Source organism: Fictibacillus phosphorivorans (assembly GCF_001629705.1).
Taxonomy (GTDB): domain Bacteria; phylum Bacillota; class Bacilli; order Bacillales; family Fictibacillaceae; genus Fictibacillus; species Fictibacillus phosphorivorans_A.
In genome coordinates, this window is record NZ_CP015378.1 from 2,598,814 (window position 1) to 2,625,728 (window position 26,915).

Annotated in this window: 29 protein-coding genes; 8 read left to right on the plus strand and 21 right to left on the minus strand. The window is 40.0% G+C overall.

What is annotated here, in order from left to right; genetic code table 11:
- Positions 1 to 16: 16 nt before the first annotated feature.
- Positions 17 to 1,189 carry a D-alanyl-D-alanine carboxypeptidase family protein gene (locus ABE65_RS13445; RefSeq protein WP_066395846.1) on the minus strand — a complete coding sequence of 391 codons (1,173 nt, stop codon included), beginning with the start codon at positions 1,187 to 1,189 and terminating at the stop codon, positions 17 to 19.
- A gap of 240 nt (positions 1,190 to 1,429) precedes the next feature.
- Between ABE65_RS13445 and ABE65_RS13450 the strand changes: the two genes are divergently transcribed.
- A complete protein-coding gene (locus tag ABE65_RS13450) occupies positions 1,430 to 2,245 on the plus strand; it encodes an alpha/beta fold hydrolase (protein WP_066395849.1) in 816 nt (271 codons plus the stop codon).
- 63 nt (positions 2,246 to 2,308) lie between these two features.
- On the opposite strand, the gene ABE65_RS13455 is transcribed toward ABE65_RS13450, so the two are convergent.
- The 9 genes from ABE65_RS13455 to ABE65_RS13495 all read right to left on the minus strand — a co-directional run bounded on the left by ABE65_RS13455 (position 2,309) and on the right by ABE65_RS13495 (position 10,204).
- Positions 2,309 to 3,613, minus strand: coding sequence for a pyrimidine-nucleoside phosphorylase (locus ABE65_RS13455; protein ID WP_066395852.1), 1,305 nt, complete (start codon positions 3,611 to 3,613; stop codon positions 2,309 to 2,311).
- A gap of 94 nt (positions 3,614 to 3,707) precedes the next feature.
- Entirely contained in the window at positions 3,708 to 4,517 is an 810-nt protein-coding gene (locus ABE65_RS13460) for a purine-nucleoside phosphorylase (RefSeq protein WP_066395854.1), read from the minus strand.
- Positions 4,518 to 4,543: 26 nt separating this feature from the next.
- Positions 4,544 to 5,728: a phosphopentomutase gene (gene deoB, locus ABE65_RS13465; protein ID WP_066395856.1), complete on the minus strand. Its 1,185-nt coding sequence runs from the start codon at positions 5,726 to 5,728 to the stop codon at positions 4,544 to 4,546.
- 113 nt (positions 5,729 to 5,841) lie between these two features.
- Entirely contained in the window at positions 5,842 to 6,732 is an 891-nt protein-coding gene (xerD, locus tag ABE65_RS13470) for a site-specific tyrosine recombinase XerD (RefSeq protein ID WP_066395858.1), read from the minus strand.
- An 11-nt stretch (positions 6,733 to 6,743) separates the two neighbouring features.
- Entirely contained in the window at positions 6,744 to 6,974 is a 231-nt protein-coding gene (locus ABE65_RS13475) for a YqzK family protein (RefSeq protein WP_318300239.1), read from the minus strand.
- Positions 6,975 to 7,176: 202 nt separating this feature from the next.
- Complete coding sequence (locus ABE65_RS13480; protein ID WP_066395868.1) at positions 7,177 to 7,647, minus strand: ferric iron uptake transcriptional regulator; 471 nt, start codon at positions 7,645 to 7,647, stop codon at positions 7,177 to 7,179.
- 121 nt (positions 7,648 to 7,768) lie between these two features.
- On the minus strand, positions 7,769 to 8,404 hold the full coding sequence (gene spoIIM / locus ABE65_RS13485; protein WP_066395870.1) for a stage II sporulation protein M: 636 nt from the start codon (positions 8,402 to 8,404) through the stop codon (positions 7,769 to 7,771).
- A gap of 62 nt (positions 8,405 to 8,466) precedes the next feature.
- Entirely contained in the window at positions 8,467 to 9,633 is a 1,167-nt protein-coding gene (locus tag ABE65_RS13490) for an endonuclease Q family protein (protein WP_066400166.1), read from the minus strand.
- A 22-nt stretch (positions 9,634 to 9,655) separates the two neighbouring features.
- Positions 9,656 to 10,204, minus strand: coding sequence for an NUDIX hydrolase (locus tag ABE65_RS13495; RefSeq protein ID WP_066395878.1), 549 nt, complete (start codon positions 10,202 to 10,204; stop codon positions 9,656 to 9,658).
- Positions 10,205 to 10,302: 98 nt separating this feature from the next.
- Between ABE65_RS13495 and mciZ the strand changes: the two genes are divergently transcribed.
- Together mciZ and ABE65_RS13505 are read left to right on the plus strand one after the other, a co-directional pair.
- Positions 10,303 to 10,437 carry a Z-ring formation inhibitor MciZ gene (gene mciZ / locus ABE65_RS13500; RefSeq protein ID WP_066395881.1) on the plus strand — a complete coding sequence of 45 codons (135 nt, stop codon included), beginning with the start codon at positions 10,303 to 10,305 and terminating at the stop codon, positions 10,435 to 10,437.
- A gap of 127 nt (positions 10,438 to 10,564) precedes the next feature.
- Entirely contained in the window at positions 10,565 to 11,476 is a 912-nt protein-coding gene (locus ABE65_RS13505) for an aldo/keto reductase (protein WP_066395884.1), read from the plus strand.
- Positions 11,477 to 11,525: 49 nt separating this feature from the next.
- Here the strand turns inward: ABE65_RS13505 and ABE65_RS13510 are convergent, their stop codons facing one another.
- The 4 genes from ABE65_RS13510 to ABE65_RS13525 all read right to left on the minus strand — a co-directional run bounded on the left by ABE65_RS13510 (position 11,526) and on the right by ABE65_RS13525 (position 15,392).
- Positions 11,526 to 12,695, minus strand: a complete 1,170-nt coding sequence (locus ABE65_RS13510; RefSeq protein ID WP_066395886.1) for a thiolase family protein — start codon at positions 12,693 to 12,695, stop codon at positions 11,526 to 11,528.
- A 90-nt stretch (positions 12,696 to 12,785) separates the two neighbouring features.
- Complete coding sequence (locus ABE65_RS13515; RefSeq protein WP_066395892.1) at positions 12,786 to 13,439, minus strand: CoA transferase subunit B; 654 nt, start codon at positions 13,437 to 13,439, stop codon at positions 12,786 to 12,788.
- A 16-nt stretch (positions 13,440 to 13,455) separates the two neighbouring features.
- Positions 13,456 to 14,148, minus strand: coding sequence for a CoA transferase subunit A (locus ABE65_RS13520; RefSeq protein WP_066395900.1), 693 nt, complete (start codon positions 14,146 to 14,148; stop codon positions 13,456 to 13,458).
- Between the two features lie 44 nt (positions 14,149 to 14,192).
- Complete coding sequence (locus ABE65_RS13525) at positions 14,193 to 15,392, minus strand: acetyl-CoA C-acetyltransferase (protein WP_066395902.1); 1,200 nt, start codon at positions 15,390 to 15,392, stop codon at positions 14,193 to 14,195.
- Positions 15,393 to 15,537: 145 nt separating this feature from the next.
- Here ABE65_RS13525 and ABE65_RS13530 point away from each other — a divergent pair, with 145 nt between their 5' ends.
- The gene (locus ABE65_RS13530; protein WP_066395905.1) at positions 15,538 to 16,443 is read left to right on the plus strand and encodes a hydroxymethylglutaryl-CoA lyase; all 906 of its coding nucleotides are present in this window, start codon (positions 15,538 to 15,540) and stop codon (positions 16,441 to 16,443) included.
- Positions 16,444 to 16,463: 20 nt separating this feature from the next.
- Here the strand turns inward: ABE65_RS13530 and ABE65_RS13535 are convergent, their stop codons facing one another.
- Positions 16,464 to 16,802, minus strand: a complete 339-nt coding sequence (locus ABE65_RS13535; RefSeq protein WP_066395906.1) for an iron-sulfur cluster biosynthesis family protein — start codon at positions 16,800 to 16,802, stop codon at positions 16,464 to 16,466.
- A 1-nt stretch (position 16,803) separates the two neighbouring features.
- Positions 16,804 to 17,355, minus strand: coding sequence for a PadR family transcriptional regulator (locus ABE65_RS13540; protein ID WP_066395907.1), 552 nt, complete (start codon positions 17,353 to 17,355; stop codon positions 16,804 to 16,806).
- Positions 17,356 to 17,514: 159 nt separating this feature from the next.
- Between ABE65_RS13540 and ABE65_RS13545 the strand changes: the two genes are divergently transcribed.
- Positions 17,515 to 20,676: an efflux RND transporter permease subunit gene (locus ABE65_RS13545; RefSeq protein WP_066395908.1), complete on the plus strand. Its 3,162-nt coding sequence runs from the start codon at positions 17,515 to 17,517 to the stop codon at positions 20,674 to 20,676.
- A 47-nt stretch (positions 20,677 to 20,723) separates the two neighbouring features.
- Here the strand turns inward: ABE65_RS13545 and ABE65_RS13550 are convergent, their stop codons facing one another.
- Complete coding sequence (locus ABE65_RS13550) at positions 20,724 to 21,185, minus strand: hypothetical protein (RefSeq protein ID WP_066395912.1); 462 nt, start codon at positions 21,183 to 21,185, stop codon at positions 20,724 to 20,726.
- Between the two features lie 220 nt (positions 21,186 to 21,405).
- On the opposite strand from ABE65_RS13550, the gene ABE65_RS13555 reads away from it, so the two are divergent.
- Entirely contained in the window at positions 21,406 to 21,669 is a 264-nt protein-coding gene (locus ABE65_RS13555; RefSeq protein ID WP_066395914.1) for an HPr family phosphocarrier protein, read from the plus strand.
- Between the two features lie 3 nt (positions 21,670 to 21,672).
- On the opposite strand, the gene ABE65_RS13560 is transcribed toward ABE65_RS13555, so the two are convergent.
- A complete protein-coding gene (locus tag ABE65_RS13560; RefSeq protein WP_197480303.1) occupies positions 21,673 to 22,326 on the minus strand; it encodes a TVP38/TMEM64 family protein in 654 nt (217 codons plus the stop codon).
- A gap of 93 nt (positions 22,327 to 22,419) precedes the next feature.
- On the opposite strand from ABE65_RS13560, the gene ABE65_RS13565 reads away from it, so the two are divergent.
- A complete protein-coding gene (locus ABE65_RS13565; RefSeq protein WP_066395916.1) occupies positions 22,420 to 22,668 on the plus strand; it encodes an HPr family phosphocarrier protein in 249 nt (82 codons plus the stop codon).
- 224 nt (positions 22,669 to 22,892) lie between these two features.
- Here ABE65_RS13565 and ABE65_RS13570 read toward each other — a convergent pair whose 3' ends face one another.
- Positions 22,893 to 24,317 (minus strand): N-acetylmuramoyl-L-alanine amidase, encoded by a 1,425-nt coding sequence (locus tag ABE65_RS13570; RefSeq protein WP_066395918.1) that lies wholly within the window; start codon positions 24,315 to 24,317, stop codon positions 22,893 to 22,895.
- Between the two features lie 145 nt (positions 24,318 to 24,462).
- Between ABE65_RS13570 and ABE65_RS13575 the strand changes: the two genes are divergently transcribed.
- On the plus strand, positions 24,463 to 25,194 hold the full coding sequence (locus tag ABE65_RS13575; protein WP_066395920.1) for a ZIP family metal transporter: 732 nt from the start codon (positions 24,463 to 24,465) through the stop codon (positions 25,192 to 25,194).
- A 66-nt stretch (positions 25,195 to 25,260) separates the two neighbouring features.
- Here the strand turns inward: ABE65_RS13575 and ABE65_RS13580 are convergent, their stop codons facing one another.
- Both ABE65_RS13580 and ABE65_RS13585 read right to left on the minus strand, forming a co-directional pair.
- A complete protein-coding gene (locus tag ABE65_RS13580; RefSeq protein ID WP_066395921.1) occupies positions 25,261 to 25,590 on the minus strand; it encodes a YolD-like family protein in 330 nt (109 codons plus the stop codon).
- A gap of 15 nt (positions 25,591 to 25,605) precedes the next feature.
- Entirely contained in the window at positions 25,606 to 26,862 is a 1,257-nt protein-coding gene (locus ABE65_RS13585) for a Y-family DNA polymerase (protein WP_066395922.1), read from the minus strand.
- Positions 26,863 to 26,915: the final 53 nt, after the last annotated feature.

Genomic DNA, 26,915 nt, shown 5'->3' on the forward strand with positions numbered 1-26,915 from the left:
CAAGAAATCATGTAAGTTATGAGGATTTTGACATTTGTCCTGCTGTTCGTTTAAAAAGTTTCCACCAAGATGCTTTTTTCACAGTCTCTGATGCCAATACTGGACTCTCTGTAATCAGCTTGTTCCCGTTATAAATTTTTAAAGAACCAATCTGCTGTCCTTTTTTGACGGGTAGTTTCAAATCTTTATCCACGTTTACTTCTGTTTTTACTTTTTTTGCTGTCTCCCCTTTTTTCAGTAAAAGAGAAATATGCTCAGAAGTAACGACAGGAAGCTTAGATTTTTCTGCTTTTTGCACTTTAACTTCTTTTACTATCTCGTGTCTGGCATAGAGTTTTTTCGTTGAAAACTGTGTAAAGGCATAGTCAAGCATGGAAGTGACTTGTGCGTTTCGGTCTTTAGGAGAAGGTGCTCCCATCACGACTGCGATTACTCTCATCCCGTTCTTGTTCGCTGTAGCTGTCAAACAATATTTTGCTTCATTTGTAAAACCTGTTTTCAATCCATCAACACCAGGATAAAATTTAACAAGTCTGTTTGTATTAACAAGCCAAAATTTCTTTTCTGTTTCTTCTCTTAAATAATCTTCATAAAGTCCTGTGAATTTTGTAACTTCTTCATGCTTAAGAAGCTCTTTTCCCATGATCGCCATATCATGAGCAGACGAATAATGACCTGCTGCAGGAAGCCCTGTAGGATTTTTAAAGAACGTATCGTTTAAACCGAGTTCTTTCGCTTTATCGTTCATACGATTTACGAAAGAATCAACAGAACCAGCAATATGTTCAGCCATAGCGACAGAAGCATCATTTGCGCTTCCAATAGCTATACCTTTTACCATGTCTTCTACGCGCATCTCTTCACCAGGTTCAAGGAAGATTTGAGATCCGCCCATGCTTGCCGCATATTCACTTACACGAATCTTATCGTTCCAGCTGATCTTACCTTTATCGATAGCTTCCATGATCAATATCATCGTCATGATTTTTGTCATGCTCGCTGGCGGAAGTTTCTCATGGCTATTCTTATCGAACAGCACGCTTCCACTATCTTGTTCCATTAAAATGGCTGAGTGACTCTGTTCTGCAAGCTTTATCTTTTCTTTTGCTTTTTCTGCTGCATCTGCCTTTGGAATTGCAAAAGAAGCCAGCAAACAAATACTTAGTAGACCTGAAATAACGCCTTTCATACAGTTCCCTCCATTCATATAGTCTTATTTTTTCCATAATTTTTCACTTTATACCGGATCTTCCACCTAAATCATTTAGAAAAATTCTCACTATATCCCATTTTCCGTTTGGAATTTTATAGTTGCAAATTGCACAGAAATCTTAACATATAGACTTCATTCAATAAATTTGATAATTTTATTATAAATATGGATATATATGTTAACTAACTTTTAAAAGCAACAGGGGGATGTTCGGTAATGCCTACTTTAGAAATGGATAATGTCGTGCTAAATTATGAGGTAAGAGGTAGTGGTAAACCCATCGTGTTCTTACATGGGTTAGGAGCAAGCTGGAAGATGTGGGAGCCTCAAATAGAAGCTTTTTCTAAAAAGTATCAGATGATTATGGTTGATTTAAGAGGTCATGGAGGCTCGACTAAATCGTTTCCTAATCATCAATTTTCTGCAAAAGTTATGGCAGAAGATATTAAACAATTCTTAGATAAGATGAATATAGAAAAAACGTATATGGTCGGATTATCTTACGGTTCTGTTGTCGCGCAATTATTTGCTTGCAAGTATTCAATTTACCTTGAAAAATTAATCTTATCTAATGGGTATAGTGAAATTCCTACCAAAGTCTCTGGTTGGGTTTTGAGCCTATCCAATTTTATATTTAAAAGGCTGTCTTATAAAACAATTATCAACCTTCTTTTGAAGACATATAGAAAGGATGAGTATACCAAGAAGGTCTTACGGAATTCTTTTACATTCGACAAGGACATGTTTATTTTTGCGAAAAGTTCTGATTTCCCAACCCATACCGATAAGCTACATGGTATAAGCGTACCTACATTAGTGATGGGAGGCGATAAAAAAGTCATGGGAGTAGACGAACGTAAAGCTTCAGAAATTCTTTTCAATCATATTCCTTTCTCAACTCTAGCTCTATTTAAAAATGCATTTGATCCTCTTAGCACAATGAAAGTACACGAATTTAATGAAATGATCCAATATTTTTTAGAAGATAAAAATTTCAGAGATTATGATGATATTTTGATCTACACAAAGTAATATTACACACAGCATCAAACTAAAAAAGATGCCTCAAAAAAATTTGAGGCATCTTTCGTTATATTATTTTTTAATTTCTTTGTATACAAGTGGCGGAGCTTCTACAGCCTCTTTTGAGATCGTATAAGCATCACGGATCTTCTTCTTCACATCTTCTACGTTCTCCGTGTTGCTGTAGATCGTAACAAGTGAATCCCCTTTTGAAACTTGATCTCCCACTTTTTTGTTTAGCATCAGACCAACAGCAAGATCGATCACAGATTCTTTTGTTGCACGTCCTGCACCTAAGATCATCGCTGCAGTACCAATCTCATCTGCAACAATTTCAGAAACATAGCCATCTTCGTCTGCAGTCAACTCAAACGTATGTGCAGCTTGTGGCATTCTTTCTGGATGATCTACTACAGATTCGTCTCCACCTTGAGCTTTCAAGAATACTTTTAATGTTTCAAGCGCTTTTCCAGAAGCGATTACTTCCTTCAACATCTCACGTGCTTGTTCTAATGAATCTGCTTTTTTAGCAAGATATACCATGTGAGAACCTAATGTTAAGCAAAGTTCTTCAAGGTCTTTTGGTCCCTTACCACTAAGCGTATCGATTGCTTCTTTAATCTCTAAAGCATTTCCGATCGCAAGTCCTAGTGGTTGGCTCATATCAGAGATAACAGCCATCGTGTTACGACCAACCGCATTCCCGATTTTCACCATCGCGTTCGCTAGTTCTTCCGCATCTTCTGGTGTTTTCATGAATGCTCCTGCCCCAGTTTTTACGTCAAGTACAATCGCATCAGCACCAGCTGCGATCTTTTTACTCATAATCGAGCTCGCGATCAATGGAATAGAGTTAACCGTTGCGGTTACATCACGAAGACCATACAACTTTTTATCAGCAGGTGTAAGGTTTCCGCTTTGTCCGATAACAGCAAGTTTATTTTTATTTACAAGGTCAATGAATTCTTGGTTGTCGATCTCCACGTGGAATCCAGGAACAGCTTCCAATTTGTCGATTGTTCCACCTGTATGGCCAAGTCCTCTTCCTGACATTTTCGCTACAGGCACATCAAGCGCAGCAACTAGAGGAGCTAACACAAGAGTCGTTGTATCACCAACTCCACCCGTTGAGTGCTTGTCTACTTTAATTCCTTCAATCGCTGAAAGATCAATCTGATCGCCCGACTCAACCATCGCCATTGTTAGATGCGCGCGTTCTTCAGTCGTCATATCTTTAAAGTATACTGCCATGGCAAATGCAGACATCTGATAGTCAGGAATGTCACCGCTTGTATAGTTTTGAATAATAAAATCAATCTCAGCTTTTGTTAGTTCTTTTCCATCACGCTTTTTTTGAATCAAGTCAACCATTCTCATGTTAATAGCACCACTTTCTTATCACTTTACATATGAACATATTTTTAGAAATGAATTAAAACACTTTATTTTAAAAATGAATAGGGCTGAACCCTTAGATTTCTTTAACGATTCCTTTAACTAAAGAAAGGAAATTGGATTTTACCATCTCCGTTGTTTCCATTACTTCATCATGTGTTAGCGGTTGATCTAGGATTCCTGCAGCCATGTTAGAAATACAAGAAATTCCAAGTACTCTCATTCCCGAATGACGTGCGATGATGACTTCCGGAACTGTAGACATACCAACAGCATCTGCTCCCCATACTCGAAGCATCCTCACTTCAGCAGGTGTTTCGTATGAAGGGCCAGTATTTCCAGCGTAAACACCTTCTTTTAAGGAGATGTTTAATTCTTTTGCCACACTACGCGCCACATCTTGTAAAGACAACGTATAAGCTTCACTCATATCTGGAAAACGAACACCAAACGAATCGTCATTCGCACCGATTAACGGGTTGTTCCCGAAGTTGTTGATGTGATCAGTGATCAACATTAGATCTCCAGCTTCAAAGTTTTTGTTGACTCCGCCTGCAGCGTTCGTTACAACGATCGTTTCTACTCCGATCAACTTCATTACTCGAACAGGGAACGTTACTTTTTCCATTGAGTATCCTTCGTAATAATGAAAACGCCCTTGCATCGCGACTACTTGCTTTCCTGCTAGTTCACCAATAACAAGTTGTCCAGCGTGACCTTCTACAGTCGATACAGGAAACTCAGGAATTTCTGAGTAGGGAATAATAACTGGGTTTTGAATTTCTTCAGCAAGGATTCCTAGACCCGAACCTAAGATCAGACCTATCTTTGGAGCAGAAGTAAGTTTTGATTGAATAAAATCAGCAGACGTTTGTAATTTTGACATGTTTCGTTTCCCCCTTAACTTAAACCTTAAAGTTGATTTAAAAAGCTTTGTCCGATACTAGGTTTCTTCACATCATAGATCTCTGCGATGGTTGCACCAATATCAGCAAACGTATTACCTACGTTAAGTTCTTTACCTTCTTTAATACCTTTGTAATACACCATCAATGGCACGTATTCACGTGTATGATCTGTTCCGTGGTGAACAGGATCATTTCCATGGTCAGCTGTGATGATAAGCAGGTCATCTTCTTTTAGCTTCTCTAAGACTTCTGGCAATCGAGCATCGAATTCTTCTAATGCTTGACCGTATCCTTTAGGATCTCTTCTATGTCCGAACAAGGCATCAAAGTCGACCAAGTTCAAAAAGTTAAGACCTGTAAAGTCTTCATCCATGGATTCCACAAGCTTGTCCATTCCATCCATGTTTGATTTCGTGCGAATAGCTTTTGTCACACCTTCACCGTCAAAGATATCAGAGATCTTACCTAGTGCGATGCTGTCGTATCCTGCATCTTCCAACTCGTTCATAACCGTTCTTCCGAAAGGTTTTAATGCATAGTCGTGACGGTTAGAAGTTCTTTCAAATGCTCCTGGTTCACCTTTGAACGGACGAGCAATGATTCTTCCCAACATATACTTGCCTTCACGTGTCATCTCTCTTGCTGTTTCACAGATCTCATACAGTTCTTCTAATGGAACAACATCTTCATGAGCCGCAATCTGCAGCACAGAATCAGCAGACGTGTACACGATGAGTTTACCAGTCTTCACATGTTCTTCTCCAAGCTCAGTAATAATCTCTGTGCCAGAAGCTGCCTTGTTACCAAGAATTCCTCTGCCCCATTTTTCGGTAAGCATATCGATCAATTCATCAGGAAATCCATCCGGAAACGTTTGGAAAGGTTCCTTAATATGAAGTCCCATGATCTCCCAATGCCCCGTCATTGTATCTTTACCATTTGAAAGTTCAGGTAGTTTTCCGTAATGACCGATTGGATTCGCTGCTTTCTCAACACCCTCCATGTTCGAATCAATATGACCAAGACCTAGTTTCTCCATGTTTGGAACGTTGAGGCCATTCATCTCACGTGCAATATGCCCTAGTGTGTGAGCTCCTTTATCACCAAATTTCTCTGCATCTGGTGCTTCACCGATTCCTACAGAATCCATTACGACTAAAAAAGTTCTTTTAAAACGTGATTGTTTCATCTTGTCCTCCTGAAATTCGTGCATTCACTTTATTTACTATTTCCTTATAGCAGAAACAACAAACAAATTCTCAATGATGTCAGAAGTCTGACATCTTATTAGAAAAAGAAAGCTCACGCCCTCGGATGGAAGGCGGAGTATACATCTTTTAATCTTGTTTTAGTGACATGGGTATAAATTTGAGTTGTGGAGATATCAGCATGTCCTAGCATCTCTTGAACTGCACGTAGATCAGCACCGTTTTCCAATAGATGAGTAGCAAACGAGTGGCGAAGTGTATGCGGTGTGAGTTCCTTCTCAATATGAGCTTTTCTAGCTAGTTGCTTTAATATTTTCCAAAATCCCTGTCGAGATAAACGATTTCCATGATGGTTTAAAAAGAGTGCATCCGTCTTCTTACTTTTTAACAGGATCGAACGTCCATTTTGCAAATAACGTTCGATGGCTGTTTGCGCCATCTTCCCAAGAGGAATGATCCTTTCTTTATTCCCCTTACCTATACAACGGATGAATCCCATATCTAAGTGCACATCCCCTATGTTAAGCTGAACAAGCTCTGAAACTCGAATGCCTGTTGCATATAATAGCTCGAGCATGCCCTTGTCTCTTTGAGAAAAAGGATCGTTCGCAGCAGGTGTGTCTAATAGAGCTTCAACCTCTTCTGTGGATAATACTTTTGGAAGCTTCCGCTCTGTCTTAGGTGTTTCAATATGTACAGAAGGGTCTTGACTCGACACCTTTTCTCTTAGAAGAAACTGGTGAAAAGACCGAATAGACGCAATGTTGCGCGCTAGCGTCGTGGAAGCCTTACCATTCTCTTTTAAAAATAAAAGATATCCCATTATATGATTACGGTCAATCTCATGAATAGTTTCAAGCGATTCGACTTTTTCGAGATATCGTACATATTGAGTTAAATCTCTCTTATAGGAGTCGATTGTGTTCTTTGAGAGGGCTCGTTCTACAATGATATATTGAAGAAAATCCTGAACATGTTCGTTCACTCTACCCCTCCTTACTCACCCGTCTGATAAAAATAAAATAACCTTTTAACAGCGTTTGAATCTTTGTCAGAACTCAGGTTAAAAACTTTAACAGCTTTCCCTTTAGGTTCGTCATATCTATGATAGTTTTCATATTCTTGATTGATCCAAAGCAAACCGAAATAAAACACGAGCGTGCAAATTGAAAAAGCAAAGAACACTTTAGTTGTATTCCAAACAATTTTCATCCAGGAAATCATCATGTCCACCCCTGTCCTCATATAGTACAGGTTATGCCCACATGTTCCCCGATTATACATAAAACTTAAATCTACACCTCATACGTTACCCGATTCTTGGGACTTTGTAAATATTCTTTGCCTAATATCTTCTAACTGAGTATGAAATCTCTTTGAAATTACCCAGCTATCTCGATATGATTGAGCAAAAAACAAAAAGGAAGCGTTACTCTCCGCTTCCTTCGCCTTCATTATTATCCTTAGGATGACATCTGTGACAGATTCCATGAAATGTCAGTCTGTGATCTTTAATTTTAAAATTCCAGCCTTCTTCAACCACTTTTTCCACATCGCCAAGAAGGTCTTCTTGTATTTCATCAACCGCTCCACATTCGATACAAACGAGATGATGATGAAAATGGTCCGCACCCTCTGTTCTAAGATCGTAACGGGAAACCCCATCACCAAAGTTAATCTTATCTACTACTTTAAGCTCGGTTAAGAGTTCTAGAGTACGGTAAACGGTCGCCAAACCAATTTCTGGCGCCTTTTCTTTTACGAGCAGATAAACATCTTCCGCACTTAAGTGATCTTCTTCGTTTTCGAGGAGGACTCTAACTGTCGCCTCACGCTGTGGAGTCAGCTTATAACTTTGTGAATGCAGCTGTTTTTTGATACGGTCGATTCTGCTTTCCATACCCTTTTCCTCCTTATGTACGCACAAGATAATTATAAGCATGGAGAAAAAAGTTGTCAATTTAAACTCATTTTAATTAACGATTTAAACTTATTATAAACAAAGAATTATTATTCCTTTGTTAAATGGACCACTTGATAACTTGCTCCATCAGGGCTGGAGTAAAGAACGCTTCCATCGTTGAGGCAAGCAGAACCATTACTCCTACACCTGCAACCAACAGTGTATATCTTAATAGCTGTGGTAAAAACGGCATATGGTGCCTCTTAAAAGCAAGTTGACGGATCATTTTAAAAGAAAAAGCAACTGCTGCTACTGTTACGATGATGAAAGCTGGAATTAATAGTACATTCTGAGGGAGAACTGAAACAAAAGATAATAAAAATCCGTACCATCCCATTTGATTCACTAAGAAGCCTACAGTAAAACCGATCACAACTCCTTTTAAGAACAGCATGACTAAGATAACAGGCAGGCCGATCACGGATAATCCTAGAATCCACATCAGACCCATGTATTTGAGATAATGTCCAAAACTTTGAAAGAACATATCCGTTTTGCTCGTAAAACCACCTTCTGCCGCTTGAACAAAAAAACGTGATAAGTACGTGTATAAATCTTGTTTTTGATTCAGACTCAACGAATTTACGATAATTGCTCCAAAAATAACACCCATTAAAAAGAGAACACCAACAAACGCATACAAGGTCTTATTCTCTTCTAGATGCCGCTGCATGTAATAGCGCGCACTCTCCATATGTAAGCCTCCTCCACCGAATCTCTTAATCCTATTCTATGAATCAGAGGAGAAGGTATGTCTTATTTTTTCGTTTTACTAGGATGGTTTGAGATTACTTTTCCATAAGTTCCACCACCACCTATTTGAACAGAGAGTTCTCCGTTTCTAGCAGATAGAATCTGTTTGGCTATTGTGGGTTTAACAATTTCTTTTAGTTGTTCTTCTGTAGAAGAATGTATGATATCCATGTCTGTCCCAATCGCTTCACGAAGTTTCAATAGAGATTTCGGACCTAATCCTGATATGAACTCCAGTGGAATCTGATGAATGTAAGGTGGTCTGTTTACTTGACTTGTCTTTGTACCTTGTAGTTCGTTGATCCGGTCGTTGACCCCCTTTACAAACTTCTTACTTCCGCATTTATTGCAGCTTTCACTGTTCGGAAGAAAAACTTCTAAACATGCTTCACAGACCGAATTATAATATTTTCCGAGATAAGGATTCAGGCCATAATTTGCAATAATCTCTCTACCATTCACTCCTTGTAGAGCCATTTTAAATTCTTTAAAAGTCGGTTCCTTCAAGGAAAGCATCTGATATTCACGTGCGATCTTCTCTAATGAATGTGCATCTGAATTCGTTAGGAAGGTGAATGAAGAAAGCTCCTCTAGTCGGGATGCCATCTCTGTATTCGAACTTAAGCCCAATTCAACACCATCTATCATAGAAGGATCTAACACTTCCGTTAGAGAAGAATCTACTCCTTTTCCGTATAAACTTTTAAATGGAGTAAAAATATGAGCAGGAATAAATAATCCACCTGAATTTTTCACGAACTGCTGAAGTTCGCGGGCACTGCCATACATCCGTTGCGAGCTTAAATGGATATTCTTCATTCGAGAGGTGAGCCATACACTTAAACTCTCCATCGTAGAAAGACTCGGCATATATACAAGAACGTGGATCGGCCCTTTACAATGTTCATCGTTAATCTCAATCTCGGCTCCAGGTATCAGCGTTAATCCATCAATCGATAAGCCGCCTTCTTCTAGCTCTTTCAAGGAACCCTCTTGTTTAAGCTCTTTTAATTCTTGGATTACTTCGGGTGAATGACAATCGATGATTCCTATAACATCCATCCCTTTTACATGTTTAGCCACGTGTAAAATATTGCGAAGCGTCAGGGATCTTGAACCTGTAATCTTGATCGCTTTTCCTGTTTGAGATGCTCCGATGTGAATATGCATATCTGCAAAGAACGGTAGAAGTTTATTTTTTGAGTGCACGTGTTAACTCCATATACATGACACTGTAAGCTGTCTTTGCATCATGAATCTGTTGTTTCTTCATTAATTCTTTCGCTTCATCTATGCTTAATTCAAGTACGTTCAAGAATTCGTCTTCATCTGTCATTTGATCACCTTGTTTTATAAGAGTATTCGTATAGTAGAGATGAATCAGTTCATCTGCAAATCCTGGTGAGGTGTAGAAAGAGCCGATGGATTCCATAGATTCGCAAGCAAAACCCGTTTCTTCTAACAACTCACGCTTGGCACATTCTAAAGGATCTTCTCCTTTTTCAAGCTTACCTGCTGGAATTTCGATAATCGTCTTTTCGAGTGGTTTACGGAACTGCTCTACCATTAATATCTTACCTTCATTTGTTACTGCTAGTACGGCAACTGCTCCAGGATGTTTAACAACCTCTCGTCTCCCTATCTTCTTATTCGGCAGTTCAACTTCTTCTATATAAAGATCGATAACTTTACCGCTGTATATCTGTTCTTTGCTGATCGTTTTTTCGTATAAGTTTTCCATTTTTCACACTCCAATGGTCTATTTATCTTCTTTTCTACATAAAGTCTATCATACTTTGGAATACTGCATTTAATAGGACATTGAAGGAGGATTAGCAGATGAAGATCTATCTTCAACCAAAAGGAATCACGCTTGTGGGTAAGGCCTGGCAGATTAAATATATGCTACAAAATTATAGTAAGCAGCATGAACTTGTTCAAGACTGGATCAACGCGACTTCTCCCAAAAAATAAACGTAGCTTTACGGCAAACGATGTGAATTTTTATTCGCATCTTTTTTTGTGCGGACTTTTTTCTTTTTTTAGATCATTATGATAGGTTTAAAGCAGAAACAAATGAAATGAAGTAGAGGTGAAAAGGATGAAGAAAAGAAGATTAGGTTCTTCTGATCTGTATGTGAGTGAACTCAGTTTAGGATGTATGTCCCTTGCCCCTGAACTTGGGAACGAGAACGAGAAAGTCGTAAAGACAGCACTCGATCATGGTATTAATTACTTTGACACAGCCGATTTATATGGTTTCGGGTGGAATGAAGAGTTTATTGGAAAAGCACTAAAAGACGTTAGACAAGACATCATCCTTGCAACAAAAGGTGGAAACGATTGGAGTCAGCCTGGAGATGGTTGGAATTGGAATCCTTCGAAAGCTTATATTAAATCTGCGTTAAAGGATAGCCTGAAGCGTCTACAAACCGATTACATCGATCTCTACCAGCTTCACGGAGGGACGGTCGATGATCCGCTTGATGAAACGATCGAAGCATTTGATGAGCTCGTCGCTGAAGGATATGTTCGTTATTATGGTATTTCTTCTATACGGCCGAACACGATTAAATATTTTGCAGAGCACTCTAATATTCAAAGTATCATGATGCAGTATAGTTTGTTAGACAGACGTCCAGAAGAACTGTTTCCATATCTCAATTCAAAAAATATAAGCGTGATCGCAAGAGGTCCTGTTGCAAAAGGATGGTTGAGTGAAAAAGCATTTCAAAAGAGTACTGATGGCAAGTTTCTTCATTATACCGGCGCTGACATACAAAAAAAGATCAATAAGTCTAAAGATGTTTTACGTGATAAAAACATCACACATGCAGCTTTGCAATATGTGTTGCAACAAGAGCCGGTGGCAACTGCGGCTGCTGGTGCAAGCTCTGTTGAACAACTTTTAGAAAATATTAAAACCTTTGAATCTCGACCTTTAAGTGAAGTGGAGTCAGAGTCATTACTTTCTCTTTTTCCTGCTGAAATCTACGAAACGCACCGAGAATAATTCAATAGAAAAAGTCCCGCTAAAGCGATATCGCTTCACGGGACTTTTTTTATACTCGTTTGAGTAACATCGCAATTCCTTGCCCACCGCCAATACAGAGGCTCGCTATTCCGTACTTTTCTTGGCGCTGTTCCATTTCATAACTTAGAGTGAGCAGCAACCTAGCACCACTCGCACCTACAGGGTGGCCTAGCGCAATCGCTCCTCCGTTTACATTCGTTCTTTCGCGGTCTAACTTTAGTTCCTTTTCTACAGCTAAATATTGAGAACTAAACGCTTCGTTAATTTCAAACAACCCAATGTCGTCGATGGAAAGACCTGTTTTTTGCAGGAGTTTTTGAATCGCAGGTACAGGACCAATTCCCATCACTGATGGATCGACGCCTGTTACTGCCCAAGAAACAATCTTTACAAGCGGTTTTAACCTTTTCTCTTTAACCGATTTTTCGTGAGCAAGAATAAGTGACACGGCCCCATCGTTAATAGAAGAAGAATTTCCTGCTGTAACTGTTCCGTCTTTTTGAAAAGACGGCCTCAATTCTCCAAGCAAAGAAACAGATGTTTCTGGTTTGATTCCTTCATCCTCTGTAAAAAGAGCACCGTTTTTTAAAGGTACTGAAACGATCTCTTTTGTAAATCTTCCACTCTCTCTTGCTTCAGCCGCTTTTCTATGACTAAGACTTGCATACTCATCTTGCTCTCCTCTTGTAATGGAATATTGATCAGCTAAATTTTCAGCTGTAATACCCATACCACACCCGATGTATTCATCACTTAACGTCTGAAGAAGCATATCATCAAACGTGATCGGGCCAAACTTTTGATTATGAAACCGGTGGTGAAAAGAAACGTGTGGCGACTGTGACATATTTTCTATGCCTCCACAAAGTGCAATTCCTTCTTCCTGATCACGTAGGTTCTGCATGGATGAAACCACTGCTTGCATGCCAGAACCACATAAGCGGTTGACGAGCATGGCAGGAACGTCTGATGGCACTCCTGCTCTTAATGCAGTATGCCGCGCTACATATGCGGCATTCTTGCTCGAATGAATAACATTACCATAAACGACATCCGTTATATCTGCTGGAGAAATATGGGCACGTTTCATCGCCTCTACCGCAGATATCTCACCCAGGTCTGTCGGACTCACACCTGTCAAGGATTTTCCATATGATCCAAACGGCGTTCTAGCCCCTTCTATGATATAGATAGCCATGTGATTGCACCTCTTTATTTAAAAGATTAAGAACTTTGTATTGATCATAAACTTTCTTCGTGCATGGCATATAGCAGAGAATGGATTTTATTAATAGGCGTTTAGCTTAACATCCTCTGCAACCGTTAGTTTTGCCTCAGTTGAACTTACTACATCTTCTACAGAGTATCCTTCTGCTACTTCTCTTAACACGAGACCTTGATCAGAGACGTCCATAACAGCTCGGTCGGTAATGATGCGTTCTACAACACCTTTTCCTGTTAGTGGAAGCTGACATTGTTTTAAGATTTTACTCTCTCCTGCTTTGTTCACATGTTCCATGATGACGATGATTTTCTTTGCGCCGTGCACAAGGTCCATCGCCCCGCCCATTCCTTTTATCATCTTTCCTGGAATCATCCAGTTGGCTAGATCTCCGTTCTCTGAAACTTCCATTCCGCCTAAAATCGCAATATCAATGTGACCGCCGCGGATCATCGCAAACGACTCAGAACTGTCAAAGTAAGAAGCACCTTTAATCGCTGTTACGGTTTCTTTTCCTGCATTGATCAGATCGGGATCAACTTCATTTTCATGCGGATAAGGGCCGATTCCTAAAAGACCGTTCTCTGACTGTAGAACAACCTCTTTATTGTCGGAAATAAAATTGGCAACCATCGTTGGCATTCCAATTCCTAAATTTACGTAGAATCCTGATTCGATCTCTTTCTCAGCTCTTTTGGCTATTCTTTCTCTAATATTCATAATGGTTTCCCTCCTCTTATCCTTTTTTTACAGTTAGTCGTTCAATACGTTTCTCTTGAGTTCCGACGATCATCTTTTGAACATATACACCTGGTGTATGTATGTAATCAGGATGCAGATCACCAATCTCAACAATCTCTTCTACTTCAGCAATCGTCACTTTTCCTGCTGCTGCGATCATCGGATTAAAGTTACGAGCTGTTTTGTTATAGATCAGGTTGCCTGCTTTATCTGCTTTTGCCGCACGAATCAAACTAAAGTCAGCAACGATTCCCTCTTCAAGGAGATATTCTTTATCGTTAAACGTACGCGTTTCTTTTCCTTCAGCAATCGGTGTTCCTACTCCCGCTGGTGTGTAGAACGCAGGAATGCCTGCACCTCCTGCTCTAATTCTTTCAGCAAGTGTACCTTGTGGAATCAAATCTACTTCAATCTCACCTGATAATACTTGTCTTTCAAACTCTTTGTTTTCTCCTACGTAGGAGCCTACCATCTTTTTGATCTGTTTGTTCTTCAATAGAAGGCCAAGACCCCAGTCGTCTACTCCACAGTTGTTTGAGATGACGGTAAGATCTTTTGTTCCTTTTTCTACTAAGGCTAAAATTAAGTTTTCAGGAATTCCAACGAGACCGAAACCTCCAACTAAAAGAGTAGATCCATCTTTTATCTCCGCTACAGCTTCAAGTGCTGAGTTCACTATTGGTTTCATTTTTCTCTCTCCTTTTCATACGATCTTTGTCTTTTGACAGTCATTTATTCTGCTTCGTTCTCAAAAATTGACGCTACCCCTTGGCCACCACCGATACAAAGCGTCGCAAGGCCTCGTTTGGCGTTTCTGCGTTTCATCTCATGAAGCAATGTCACAACGATTCTTGCACCGCTTGCTCCGATCGGATGCCCAAGTGCGATCGCTCCACCGTTTACATTTAATTTTTCTTTATCAAATTCAAGATCCTTGCCAACCGCTAGAGATTGACTCGCAAATGCTTCATTTGCTTCAACCAAGTCAAAATCAGACATGCTCAACTCTGTCTTTCTTAACACTTTTTTAACCGCTTCCACTGGTCCGATTCCCATTACTTCTGGCGCAACACCAGCGCTCGCATTCGCTTTTACAACGGCAATTGGTTTCAATCCTAGTTCTTCTGCTTTCTTTCGGCTCATCACAACAAGTGCTGCTGCACCATCATTGATGCCTGATGCGTTACCTGCTGTTACCATTCCATCTTTCTTGAACGCAGGGCGTAGCTTCCCTAGCTTTTCAGCCGTTGAACTTGGTTTTGGATATTCATCTGTATCAACAATAATCGGATCACCTTTACGTTGAGGAATCTCTACCGGTGTGATCTCGTCATTAAATTTTCCTTGTTCTTGTGCTTGTGCACATTTTCTTTGGCTTTCTGCTGCAAACTCATCCAGCTCGTCACGGGACAATGAATGCGTCTCGCATAAATTTTCTGCAGTGATTCCCATATGATAATCACCAAATGCACACCATAATCCGTCTTGAATCATGGAATCTACCATCGGAGCGTTACCCATTCGGAGACCATCTCTCGCCCCGTTCAAAAGATAAGGAGCTTGGCTCATGTTTTCCATTCCACCGCAAACGATAATATCTGCTTCATCCAGCCAGATCGCTTGGCACGCTAGATGGATCGCCTTGAGACCTGAACCGCACACTTTATTAATCGTCATACTGGATACCTCGTTCGGTAAACCAGCTTTAATAGCAGCTTGTCGGGCTGGGTTCTGTCCGAGGCCTGCTTGCAGCACATTGCCCATGATGACTTCATCTACTGAATCCTTCGGGACACCAGCTTTTTTCAATGCATCTTTGATCGCGATCGCTCCTAATTCTGTTGCCGCAACCGTTTTAAAGCTTCCCATAAAGCTTCCGATCGGTGTTCTGACAGCGCTTACAACTACAGCATCTCTCTCCCTTGAAACCATTCCTAGTCTCCTCCTTGTAGATCTCTATTAAATTTCTGAAAATTCCTTTTTATCATACCATAACAATTTAAATGTGTTGCAACAGACGATTTTTTTTAGTTAAAATAATGATAGGAAAACGTTTTCAAGAAAGGGGTTTACACTAGTGGACTTACCTGAACGGGTTACGCTTATAGAAGTTGGACCGCGAGATGGTCTTCAGAATGAGAAGAATTTAATACCTGCAAAGAATAAGATACAATTTATTTCTCTATTAAAAAATGCCGGCTTTCAAGAGATGGAGCTCACCTCATTCGTGTCACCGAAATGGGTTCCTCAAATGCAAGATGCCTCTGTCATCATTGATAACTGCCTGGACGATCAACGAAATTTTGTCCTCGCTCCAAATCAAAAAGGAATTGATTTAGCTGTTGAATCTGGAGTGAAGCATATTGCTGTTTTCGTAGGTGTCAGTGATACCTTCAATAAGAAGAATATAAACAAATCAACAGAAGAGAGCATGAATGAACTAAGACCTCTGATTGAAGATTTAAAGCGAAGAGGTTTTTTCGTGAGGGCTTGTATCTCTACTAGTTTTTATTGTCCATTTGAAGGAAAGATCGATGAACAGGACGTTTTAAAAATTTGCTTAGATTTTGAAGAGATGGGTGTAGATGAACTGAGTGTGGCAGACACGATCGGTATGGCCAATCCAGCAGAGTGTTTTGAACTGTTTACACTTTTAAAACATCACCTGCGTGGAACAACACTTTTAACCGCTCATTTTCATGATACGAGAGGAATGGCTCTTGCTAACATCTTTGCGAGTCTTCAAGCAGGCATCGATCGTTTTGATACATCTGCTGGAGGGCTTGGCGGATGTCCGTTCGCACCTGGAGCTTCAGGCAACGTTGCTTCTGAAGATGTCGTACACATGCTTTCTCAAATGGGAATTTCAACAGGTATTCATCTCGATAAACTTCTTGAAGCAGCAGCCTACATATCCCCTCTTCTTTCAAAACCTGTTACGAGTAAGCAGTTTCAACTGTTAAAGAATGTTCCTCAGCCTTAACAAACAAAAACACGGGCATTTTACACGCCCGTGTTTTGTTTCGTTCTGTCATAATATTTCATTGAAGGGTTCAACATCTCACCAGGGCTTTTTAATGCGAAGTGGTTACCCGCTGGTGCATCGATCGTCATCTTTTCAGCAAAGAAAACAGCTGTGTTGTATTCCAGGAATAGATCTGGTCCATTCGTTTCAATTTTTGTATCGTTGTCTTCTATCTGATCGACTAAGACAAGAGCAGCTACACCACTTACTACGCAGCCGCAGCCTTCTGTATCATGTTTGAGCTTTAAATACCCTTTACTATCTTGAATCTTCTTTTCTAATCGTTCTAATGCTGTTTCAGTAAATTCGATTTCCATTTTATTTTTCTAACTCACCTTTCTTTTTTAATTCTTTAATCGCCCAATTACACCAGGACAGCCAGCTTTCCATATATCGGAGTGCAAACTCGATCGTTAAATATTCACCCAACTCATTCTCTTTGTACGTTCCGTTTGGAAAATGATCATCTGACCATTGTTTCGTCATCTCTAGACCCATTTTATGATGGTTCTTACTCGTCTCTAAAAAATTGATGGCTTTGTCTGTCGGGATAAAATGAAACATGGATACCCTCAATAACAAATCATCTTTCAGCTTTGGTGCATTTACAGGTTTATTCAGCATCCACTCGAGCAGTTGTTCAAAACCTTTATCTGTAATCGCATATATCTTCTTATCTGGATAATCATTTTGCTGTACGGTCTTAGATTGTGTGAGTCCTTCTTCTTCCATCTTTAAGAGTTCTCTATAGATCTGCGTGTGATGGGCTGTCCAAAAATGAATAACTGTTTCTTTAAATTGCTGTGTAAGCTCGTAACCTGTTGCTTCATTTTTCGCCAATAAACCTAACAGCGCATACCTTAACGCCATTTGATACCCTTCTTTCTTTCTGTTCTGTTTTGCATTGTAACACATTTTTCACAAATATTTTATTCTTAATACTTGATATAAATCTTATACAGCTATTATATTATAGATAAACATATGTGAAAATACACATATAAATAAAAAAACGTAGGAGAGGAAACAATGAACTGGTTAACACGATTCAGTCTAAAAAATCCAGTAGCAATATTTATCTTTTCATTTTTACTCATTGTTGGTGGAGTCTTCTCATTCACGAACTTAAAAGTGGATCTGCTCCCAAACGTTGAGTTTCCACAGCTTACCGTTCAAACTGTTTATCCAGGAGCATCTCCTGAAGATGTGAACGAGCAAGTCACGGACAAACTTGAAACTCAACTGAAGCAAGTTGAGGATGTAAAAACCATTAAGAGTTCTTCAAACGAAAGCATCTCTATCATTAGTATGGATTTTCCTTTCACCGCAAATATGGATGAGGTAGAAGATCAAGTCAAATCGATCATTTCAGAGACAGATCTTCCTGAAGATGTAGAGCCAGAAGTAAGCCGTTTCTCATTTGGAACGATTCCTATCTACAATATCTCTTTATTCCCTGAAAAAGAAGGAGAAAACATCCAAGCGTTCGTTAATGACGAATTGGTTCCAGAACTTAAAAAGATCCAAGGTGTCAACAACGTATCTGTAGGTGGTGTTAAAGAGACGTTCGTTTCGATCACACTCGATAAAGAAAAGGCAAAAGAAGCTGGTATTACGTTAAACGCTGTTAAAGAAGCGATCAACAGCCGTGACCTTTCTTTTCCTGCTGGTACCGTAACCGATGACTCGATTACAGTTCCAGTGCGTGTTGAAGAAGTGGTCGATACAGTAGCCGAGCTTAAAGAAATCACTATTTCTTCAAGTCAAGGCGCACCTGCACAATCTCCGGGAGGACCTGGCGGAGGCGCACCTGGCGAAGCTCAACCCGGAGCTGGAGGCGGAGCACCAGGAGGACAAAGCGCACCTGGTGGAGCACAAGCACCTCAGGCACCAGCAAACTTAAAGCTTGGTGATCTTGCTGAAGTTAAAGAAACAGATGATGTTAGCGAGATCACAAGATATAACCAAAAAGCTTCACTCTCTATGGCTGTAACAAAGAAACAAGATGCAAATACGGTCGAAGTGGCTGACAAAGTTTTAGAAGTACTCAACAAGAATAAATACGATGATAAGTTAGACTATGCGATTGGTTTCGGCCAGGCAGAAGGCATTAAAGACTCTGTAAACACGCTAGTTAAAGAAGGATTATTCGGAGCTTTATTCGCTTCCTTAGCTGTACTCATTTTCCTTCGAAACTTTAGAGCAACTATCATTGCCATCATCTCAATCCCGCTTTCACTGCTCGTGTCAGCTATCTTCTTAGACCGTCTTGATATTACTTTAAACATCATGACACTGGGTGGAATGGCAGTAGCAGTCGGACGTGTGGTAGATGATAGTATCGTAGTTATCGAGAATATCTTTAGAAGAATCCGTAAAACAGATGGTGACTACGACCGCGATGAGCTGATCATCGATTCTACCCGGGAAATTTTAAAAGCGATCGTGTCTTCTACGATTACAACCGTCGTTGTATTCTTACCACTCGGTCTTGTCGGCGGTATCACAGGTGAATTTTTCTTGCCGTTCGCATTAACGGTTGTATTCGCCTTATTAGCATCATTAATCGTTGCTGTTACGATCGTACCGATCTTAGCAAAATATGCATTTAAAACCGTAAAACCAGAAAAGAACGATGGTCCTTTGCAGCGTGGTTATGAAAAACTAATCAAAGCTTCATTGAACCATAAAATTCTAGTTCTTATCACTTCATTCATTCTCTTAGGAGGATCTTTCTTCCTTGCAACAAAGCTTGGAATGGTGTTCCTACCGAATGAAGAGCAGAAAACATTAACGATTAACGTTGAATTACCTGCAAGTACAAATGTAACAAAGACGAACGAAGTGTCACTAGAAGTGGAAGACTACCTCTCTAAGCGCGGTACGATTGAAGACGTAACAGCTGGTATCGGATCTCGTGATTTCCAAACCGGGCTTAAGCGTCAAAATGTGGCTAACTATTTTGTTAACCTCAAAAAAGATGCAAACATTGATACAGAACTAAAAGAATTAGAAAAAGATATTAAGAAGATAACAGACGAAAAAGCAGAAGGAACCGTAATCAGCTTACAGGAAGTTTCGAGCGGTGGACCTCCAGCAAACAACGAAGTCAATATTGACCTGTATTCAAACAACCTAGATGATCTACAAAAAGCAGCAAGTGAAGTTGAAGAATACATGAAGACGATCGATTCGATCAAGTATGTATCCAACAACTTCAAAGATACACAAAAACAATGGGCTGTTGAAATCGATACCGAAAAAGCAGCTGAAAAAGGCGTATCAGGATTTGCTATTCTAGGAGCTGTATCAGATGTAACGAAACCTGTTGAAGTAGGAGAACTTACATTAGACGGCGATCAAAAGAATGTAAAAGTTGAATATGATGAAGCAGTTAAATCTCTCGATGAGATCAAAGAGCTGACTGTATTTGGTTCATCTGGTCCGGTTAAGATCTCAGATGTTGCTGAGGTAACGGAAAAAGACACCGTAACTGGAATTCAAAAGCTTGATGGTAAAATTTATGCGCAAGTCTCTGCACAAGTAAAAGGAGACAACGTACAAAAAGTGACTCAAGACGTCATTAAAGGCGTTGAAGATAATGTAGACCTTCCCTCTTCTGTATCTACAGAAGGTGGTGGAGGAAGCGAAGAAACGATGGATACGTTCAAAGATCTTGGCCTAGCGATGCTAGTTGCGATCGGTCTCGTTTACTTAACGATGTTGATCACGTTTGGTCGAGCTCGTATTCCATTCATCATCCTTTCTTCTCTCATATTCGTTCCGGTTGGAGCAATCGGAGGATTATATTTAATTAACGAACCATTGTCTGTAAGTGCGATGATCGGAATACTCATGCTGATCGGTATCGTTACAACGAATGCGATCGTATTAGTAGACCGCATCGGGCAAAACCGTGAACTTAAAGGTATGCCGGTTCGTGAAGCGCTATTAGAAGCTGGTAAAACTCGTTTACGTCCAATATTAATGACAGCATTCGCGACGATCGCAGCATTAATTCCGCTTGCATTAACAACCTCGTCAGGAACGCTGATTTCTAAAGGATTGGCGATCGTTGTAATCGGTGGTCTAACAACTTCCACACTATTAACATTGATCATCGTACCTGTCCTATATGAGTTATTCTTCAGAAGACAGGCAAAACGTGAAAAAGCAAAATTAAATTCATAAAAAAAGAGTACAGTCCGGTTTACATGCCGGCTGTACTCTTTTTTGCTTTATGTAAGAACTGCCAAATAATATTTAGCATCCCACTGAGCTTCTACAAAAAACTCGTAAGCGATATAGGACTTGTATATGGCATACATAGCGAACAGCGTAACGATTGCCATTAGTTCTTCCCTTTTTTTCGCAACCTTTTTATATAGGATGTACCCCATAATTCCAATAAAGATCAGATACAAAATATAGATAATTAAGGAGAATTTTTGTACGCTCATCTCATTAACTGCTTCCCTAAATTGATCTAGCTCTCTCTGATTCTTTTTACCTTCTTGAAGCTCACTCTGCTTTTTACCGTCTCCAATACTCCAAGTCAAGATTTCTCCATCTGCTATTATCCTATAGTGAAAGCCTCCTGCCTTTTTCTCAGCAACGATCTGTGAGGAGGCAAACACATAAGTTTGTAACAAATTAAAAAGTAAAACAGTCATGACGAAAAGTTTAAATGAAATTCGCAATCAAACGCCCCCTGTTTATTGGTTCGTTTCCCTCTTCATCTCCTTATCTCTAGATCAACTCTTTACATGAAGCGAATCTGTTTTTATATGTACCCTTCTTTATTCTAAAGCACTACATACTTTTCCATCATTTTGCACATCGGGACTATAGACCTTGTTTCGACCTTCCTACTTATGGGAAATATATCAGCAATCATCTCATACAGGAGGCTTTTAGATTATGAAACAAATCTGCTCTCAAAAAGTGATCGTTACCGCTAAATATACAGTGAGTAAAGCCATTGAGATTATGCATTCTGCTAAGAGACTTAACAGCCAGCTATTTTTAAGTAAAGATGGTATTACCATTCAAGCCACAGGATTATCACAGCTCGTAGCATTCTTTTTAACGTTAAAAGAAGGAGATTCTTTTCTTTATATCGTTGAAGGTGCTGATGCTGAGTCAGCGATGAGTCTGATCTTACCTCCAGAGCAACCTTCGTAATTTCTACAACCCTACCTTTGCCTTCATCTTCTTCTTAAATATCATGGGTAGACCGACAAGGACAAATAAAAGAGTAGTGCCGATCCAAACGACTTTTTTACTTCCAGACGTCATGGATGTACCTAAATACGTATAAGCGATTGTTCCCGGAATGATACCTATTGCAGTAGCGATCGCATAGTCTTTAAATCTTACCTTTGTTAAGGACGTTAAATAACTCACGAGATCGAAATTTAATACCGGAAGCAACCTTAATAACAGAACGAAACGAACGCCTTCACTTTCGATCTTGTTACGTACTTTTTCGTATTTTTCGTTTTTCCATTGTTTATTTTTCTTGAAACGGCCAAGGCGGTTGATCGCGAAATACGTAAGGAGTCCTCCTCCTAGCGATCCGAGATATGTATACAGACATCCCCAATAAAAGCCAAACGACAAACCGCTTGTAATGGCAAATATGGAAGATGGAAATAACACAAACGGCCTCAATGTATAGAGAACAACAAAGATAAAAGGTGCGATCCATCCCCACTGTACGATCCAATTTCTAAATTCTTCAGGACTAAATCCCTTATAGTTTTTTTGCAGCCAGAGAAATAAAATGATTAAACCCGCAACTAATAACATCAGATATAGCCACTTTTTTGTAAGTTTCATGTTTCCTCCATGTGAAAGTTTCATTTAGTAAGCATTTTTCCTTCTTATGCACATATCCATACATAGTGTGATTGGCAAAGGAGGTTATTGATTATGATCGTAAAAGCAACTCGACCTATTTATGCAGAACGTGCTGCCAAACTTGTTGAACTTACTGGCAGCTTTACAGAATCCATCTATCTACAAAAAGGAGATCGAACAGCTGACGGAAAGAGTTTTCTCGGTATCATCGCATTGTCTATCTATCCTGATGACTTCATTGAAATTATATGCGATCCGCCTAATACAGAATTAAAAGAAAAAATACTTTCGTCTGGACTTTTCGCAAGCTGTAAATCTTAATCTATTGTTCTTATTTTATCTTATTACAGATCACTCGTTTTTGGCTAATTCTTCCTGACTAAGTTTGATGATGCTGGATGCAATGTAAAACACTTTTACGCTTTTTAGCTGAATATCTTCCATACAAAAATGACCAAAAATAAGGACTTCGCATGAAAATGAATCGCATGCAAAGCCTTATTTTTTTCCTGTTTATGAAGAAACACTCGTAAGACCAACGTTTTTTATAATTCGCTCAACATTGCATTCAACGAATTTATTCTTGTTTGTAACGGGATTTTTGCTTCATTTAGCATTTTTTTGTAAATATCCAATATCATAGTACTGTATGTCGTTCCTGGAATGGCCCATTTTCCGTTCAGTTGCCCCCATGTCACGGCACTGCCTCTTTGGACATATTGGAACCTGGGATCAACGAGAGGATATTGGGAAGGTAGAGGCTGTGTTGAAGCATAAGCAAACAAGTGCTGGATGTGGGCTAAGACGCCTTCTTGAGGAGTTTTAAACACAGCTGATTCGTTCTTGCCTGTCGCACCGATTCCTGCATAATTATTCTGCGATGCCTTTACGTTGCCTTCAAAGCGAAAGTATCCTGTTTCTTGAACAGCCTGAGCAAATGCCACATCTCCTCTAATTCCGTACACCTGTCCGATTTGAAGGTAAAGAGCAGCTACAGAAGGCGCATTCGGATTTACCTTCCTAACAAATCGATCCATCTCATCCGCTGTGAGTAACGTTGAACCTCCAATCGTCAGTCCCTTTGGAGACTCTGGTTTTGGCGGTTCTGGATTTGGCTTTGGTGGCACTGGACTTGGCTTTGGCGGTTCTTGGACTGGAGGCTGCTGATTTGTGCTCTTCTCTACCACATAAGCATCCACGACACCTTGCGAACGAATCGTCTTAGCAAAATTCTCTGCGTACTCTCGATTTTGAAAAGCTCCAGCTTGAACTCTGTAATACGTTTTGTTTCCGCTTTTTATTTCGTCAATAAAGGCTGTAATGTTTTGTTTGGCTAGAAGTGAAACTCGAGTTACCGCATTCTCTTTTTGTTCAAATGCTCCTGCGATCACATTGAAAATTTGTGTTTGTGTAATCTGTACCTGTTTTTTTGGAAGAGAAAGACTTTGTGCGATTCCTTTTGCAATGGCGATAGACACGTCATTTTGAAAATCTTCTCTTTTTAAAAGAGCCAAATTTTTCTCGTTATCCAAAAAAAGTACTTCTAGTAAGACGGCAGACTTTTTTGTTTCACGAAGCACGTGAAAATCAGCTTGTTTTTGTCCTCTGTCGCGCGCACCGTACTTACTCATAACAGCAGCGACTGATGCATGTAAAACGTTTTGTATCTTTTTCGTTTCAGCACCCGCTCGCTGGTGCACATAGCTTTCAAAGCCTTCTCCCCCACCGATGTTCTGGTGGATAGACACTAACAGTTCTGCATTCTTGCTGTTTGCTAAATTTGTTCTTTCTTCTAATGATACGGTTGTATCACCTGTTCGAGTCATGATGACCGTCACTTCATAGTTGTTTTCAAGATTACTCTGTATCTTTTTGGCGATTGCCAGATTATATACTTTTTCAAATTGCTCTTTATTTACCGCTCCTGGATCATTACCTCCATGGCCCGGGTCAATGATTATGACTTTCAAATTGTCACCTTCTTATTTCTCCAATAGAAGCGCTTTTTAAAATGAAAATGGCGCTTACTTCTATTAAAAAGGATTTGGCGGTATACTAAAAGAGCCATATGACTATTTTTATAAAATTGGATATTTGACTAAGGTGGGTAACAGAATGGAAGCTGCTTTATTTGGAAGTGTTTTATCTGCATTAGCAACCGGTTTTGGTGCACTGCCTGTTCTTTTCTGGTCTCAGGTAACACACCGGTTTCGCGACATCTTGCTTGCTCTTACCGCAGGTATCATGGTCGCTGCTTCAACGTTCAGCTTGATTCCTCAAGCTCTTGAACTATCAAACTTAACAGTCCTTACGATTGGTATCACACTCGGTACCCTAACACTCTTACTCTTAGAAAGATTCGTTCCGCACGTTGATCTTGATCATTCTAAGATATTTAAAGGCATTGATGCTAAAGCCTTTCTTGTCATTGCTGCGATTACCTTGCACAATCTGCCGGAAGGCCTTTCTGTTGGTGTCAGTTATGCAAGTGACAATACAGGACTTGGCGGATTGATCGCATTTGCGATCGGACTTCAAAACGCACCAGAAGGTCTGTTAGTTGCCCTTTTTCTCATTCATCAAAATATGAATCGATTCAAGGCATTCCTTATTGCCACATTAACGGGTGCTGTTGAAATCGTTACAGCTTTGCTTGGGTATGTGCTCACTTCCTATGTAGAGAATCTTGTACCGTATGGGCTTTCCTTTGCAGCCGGTGCTATGCTCTTTATCGTATACAAAGAACTCATCCCTGAAAGCCATGGTGACGGTCATGCCCGATCTGCTACTTTATCCTTTATCGCCGGGCTCTTGATCATGATTTACTTAACTCAAATCTTTGGATAAATAAACAGCAAAAACTATCTTCTACCTTAGTTTTTGCTGTTTTTTTTTATGCCTATTTTTGCGTATCTATGTGTACTCCACGTCCATAATGTCAGTCACTTTTAAAATATGCATCCGTTTCTCTTCATTGAGCACCCTTAATTCTTTTTTATATTCGTCCATATAATGCACATAGCCTATAAGTACGAGCACTTTGCCTTTTTCAAAATACGTAAACTTCAGCGCTTGGTTCTCTTCCATTGCAAAACAGATGGTCTCATTGAATTCTTCATACTTTTGTTCATCTAATTCTGGCTTTCTTCCATAATCTAGAGCGTCCTGATGCTCTCTTAACATTTTAACGTGCTCAGGCAGCATCATGGCCGTCCACTTAATCGTTCCTCTGTCACGAATCACCGTTCTTCCGCCCCCTTATGCCTTATGTCCGCCTAAAAGTCGGCTTCTGTATAGTGCTGTTCCTCCTTTTGTATAAGAAACAGCCCGCAAAAGAGAATTGGAGCCGTACTTTTGCCTAATATCATCCATAACGTAGCCGATTTTTCTTTTCTTTGGATGGTCTAAAGAAAACAAAGTCAGCTGTGTTTCTGTATCTTCGCAAACATTAGAAAGAGCGATCGAAATCTTACGCACCGTCTCTCCTCGATAAAAGGTTTGAAGAAGTTCAAGACACACTTCATACAGCTCCATCGTAATATTAGATGGCTGATCAATCGATTTTGAACGATGAAAGCCGCCACCACCTTCATCTTTGCTGTACCCTAGCCCAAAACTGATCGTCCTTCCTGCTTTTCTTGCCCTTCTCGCACGCCTTGCCACCTCTTCACACATCTCCAAGATGACATGTTTGATCTCCGTTATATCTGTATAGTCCCGAAGTAAAATCTGGCTTTTTCCGTAGCTGACCTGACCTTGCATAATGGGCGCACCGATTTCAGACAGATCGATGCCCCATGCATGGTGATAGAGCTGATTTCCCATGATCCCGAATTTTTTCTCTAAAAGTTCAAGAGGATAATGCGCGAGGTCACCGACTGTTACAATACCCATCCTGTTTAAAGTCCGCTCTACTCTCGATCCGATTCCCCACATCTGGCTTAGCGGGGATAGAGGCCATAGTTTCTTCTCTACATCTTCATACCCCCACTGCGCCACTCCTTTTTTCTTCGCTTCAAGATCGAGACAAAGCTTTGACATGAGCATGTTCGGTCCGATTCCGATCGCACACGGCAATCCAAACTCTCGCCAGATGTCACGGCGGATCCTCTCAGCAAGTTCTTGTGCACTTCCCCATAACCTTTCTGTTCCGTCAGCTTGAAGAAAACTTTCATCCACGCTATATGTGTGGATCGACTCTGGTGGAACATACCGATGCAGCATCTTCGTAATCTCCATCGATCTTTCTAGGAAATAAGCCATCTGCGCGTTTACAACGATAATGTTTTTATTCTTTGGAATCTCAAACAGCCGGTTGCCTGTACGAATACCAAAATCAGCCTTCAGCCTCGGTGACGCTGCAAGCACCACGCTTCCCTGTCTCTCCGTATCCCCTACTACTGCCAAATGACATGTCAGCGGATTTAACCCTAAGCGAACAGCAGCACAGCTTGCATAAAAACTTTTCATATCCATACATAAAATCGTTCGCTTAGGCATTTCATCATAGTTCATTCGACACACCCCTTTCATCACTTTACGAACATCTGTTCTTTATATGTATACCC

What these genes read in the sequence shown, in the direction of transcription:
- ABE65_RS13510 (WP_066395886.1), bottom strand. Translation starts at nt 12,695, where the DNA reads ATGGCTATCTATATCATAGAAGGGGCTAGAACGCCGTTTGGATCATAT.
- spoIIM (WP_066395870.1), bottom strand. Translation starts at nt 8,404, where the DNA reads ATGGAGAGTGCGCGCTATTACATGCAGCGGCATCTAGAAGAGAATAAG.
- ABE65_RS13450 (WP_066395849.1), top strand. Translation starts at nt 1,430, where the DNA reads ATGCCTACTTTAGAAATGGATAATGTCGTGCTAAATTATGAGGTAAGA.
- ABE65_RS13455 (WP_066395852.1), bottom strand. Translation starts at nt 3,613, where the DNA reads ATGAGAATGGTTGACTTGATTCAAAAAAAGCGTGATGGAAAAGAACTA.
- ABE65_RS13585 (WP_066395922.1), bottom strand. Translation starts at nt 26,862, where the DNA reads ATGAACTATGATGAAATGCCTAAGCGAACGATTTTATGTATGGATATG.
- ABE65_RS13565 (WP_066395916.1), top strand. Translation starts at nt 22,420, where the DNA reads ATGATCGTAAAAGCAACTCGACCTATTTATGCAGAACGTGCTGCCAAA.
- ABE65_RS13575 (WP_066395920.1), top strand. Translation starts at nt 24,463, where the DNA reads ATGGAAGCTGCTTTATTTGGAAGTGTTTTATCTGCATTAGCAACCGGT.
- ABE65_RS13520 (WP_066395900.1), bottom strand. Translation starts at nt 14,148, where the DNA reads ATGAAACCAATAGTGAACTCAGCACTTGAAGCTGTAGCGGAGATAAAA.
- ABE65_RS13560 (WP_197480303.1), bottom strand. Translation starts at nt 22,326, where the DNA reads ATGAAACTTACAAAAAAGTGGCTATATCTGATGTTATTAGTTGCGGGT.
- ABE65_RS13445 (WP_066395846.1), bottom strand. Translation starts at nt 1,189, where the DNA reads ATGAAAGGCGTTATTTCAGGTCTACTAAGTATTTGTTTGCTGGCTTCT.
- ABE65_RS13540 (WP_066395907.1), bottom strand. Translation starts at nt 17,355, where the DNA reads ATGGCGTTAAGGTATGCGCTGTTAGGTTTATTGGCGAAAAATGAAGCA.
- ABE65_RS13555 (WP_066395914.1), top strand. Translation starts at nt 21,406, where the DNA reads ATGAAACAAATCTGCTCTCAAAAAGTGATCGTTACCGCTAAATATACA.
- mciZ (WP_066395881.1), top strand. Translation starts at nt 10,303, where the DNA reads ATGAAGATCTATCTTCAACCAAAAGGAATCACGCTTGTGGGTAAGGCC.
- deoB (WP_066395856.1), bottom strand. Translation starts at nt 5,728, where the DNA reads ATGAAACAATCACGTTTTAAAAGAACTTTTTTAGTCGTAATGGATTCT.
- ABE65_RS13475 (WP_318300239.1), bottom strand. Translation starts at nt 6,974, where the DNA reads ATGATGATTTCCTGGATGAAAATTGTTTGGAATACAACTAAAGTGTTC.
- ABE65_RS13495 (WP_066395878.1), bottom strand. Translation starts at nt 10,204, where the DNA reads ATGGAAAACTTATACGAAAAAACGATCAGCAAAGAACAGATATACAGC.
- ABE65_RS13490 (WP_066400166.1), bottom strand. Translation starts at nt 9,633, where the DNA reads ATGCATATTCACATCGGAGCATCTCAAACAGGAAAAGCGATCAAGATT.
- ABE65_RS13545 (WP_066395908.1), top strand. Translation starts at nt 17,515, where the DNA reads ATGAACTGGTTAACACGATTCAGTCTAAAAAATCCAGTAGCAATATTT.
- ABE65_RS13525 (WP_066395902.1), bottom strand. Translation starts at nt 15,392, where the DNA reads ATGGTTTCAAGGGAGAGAGATGCTGTAGTTGTAAGCGCTGTCAGAACA.
- ABE65_RS13515 (WP_066395892.1), bottom strand. Translation starts at nt 13,439, where the DNA reads ATGAATATTAGAGAAAGAATAGCCAAAAGAGCTGAGAAAGAGATCGAA.
- ABE65_RS13505 (WP_066395884.1), top strand. Translation starts at nt 10,565, where the DNA reads ATGAAGAAAAGAAGATTAGGTTCTTCTGATCTGTATGTGAGTGAACTC.
- ABE65_RS13460 (WP_066395854.1), bottom strand. Translation starts at nt 4,517, where the DNA reads ATGTCAAAATTACAAACGTCTGCTGATTTTATTCAATCAAAACTTACT.
- ABE65_RS13480 (WP_066395868.1), bottom strand. Translation starts at nt 7,647, where the DNA reads ATGGAAAGCAGAATCGACCGTATCAAAAAACAGCTGCATTCACAAAGT.
- ABE65_RS13535 (WP_066395906.1), bottom strand. Translation starts at nt 16,802, where the DNA reads ATGGAAATCGAATTTACTGAAACAGCATTAGAACGATTAGAAAAGAAG.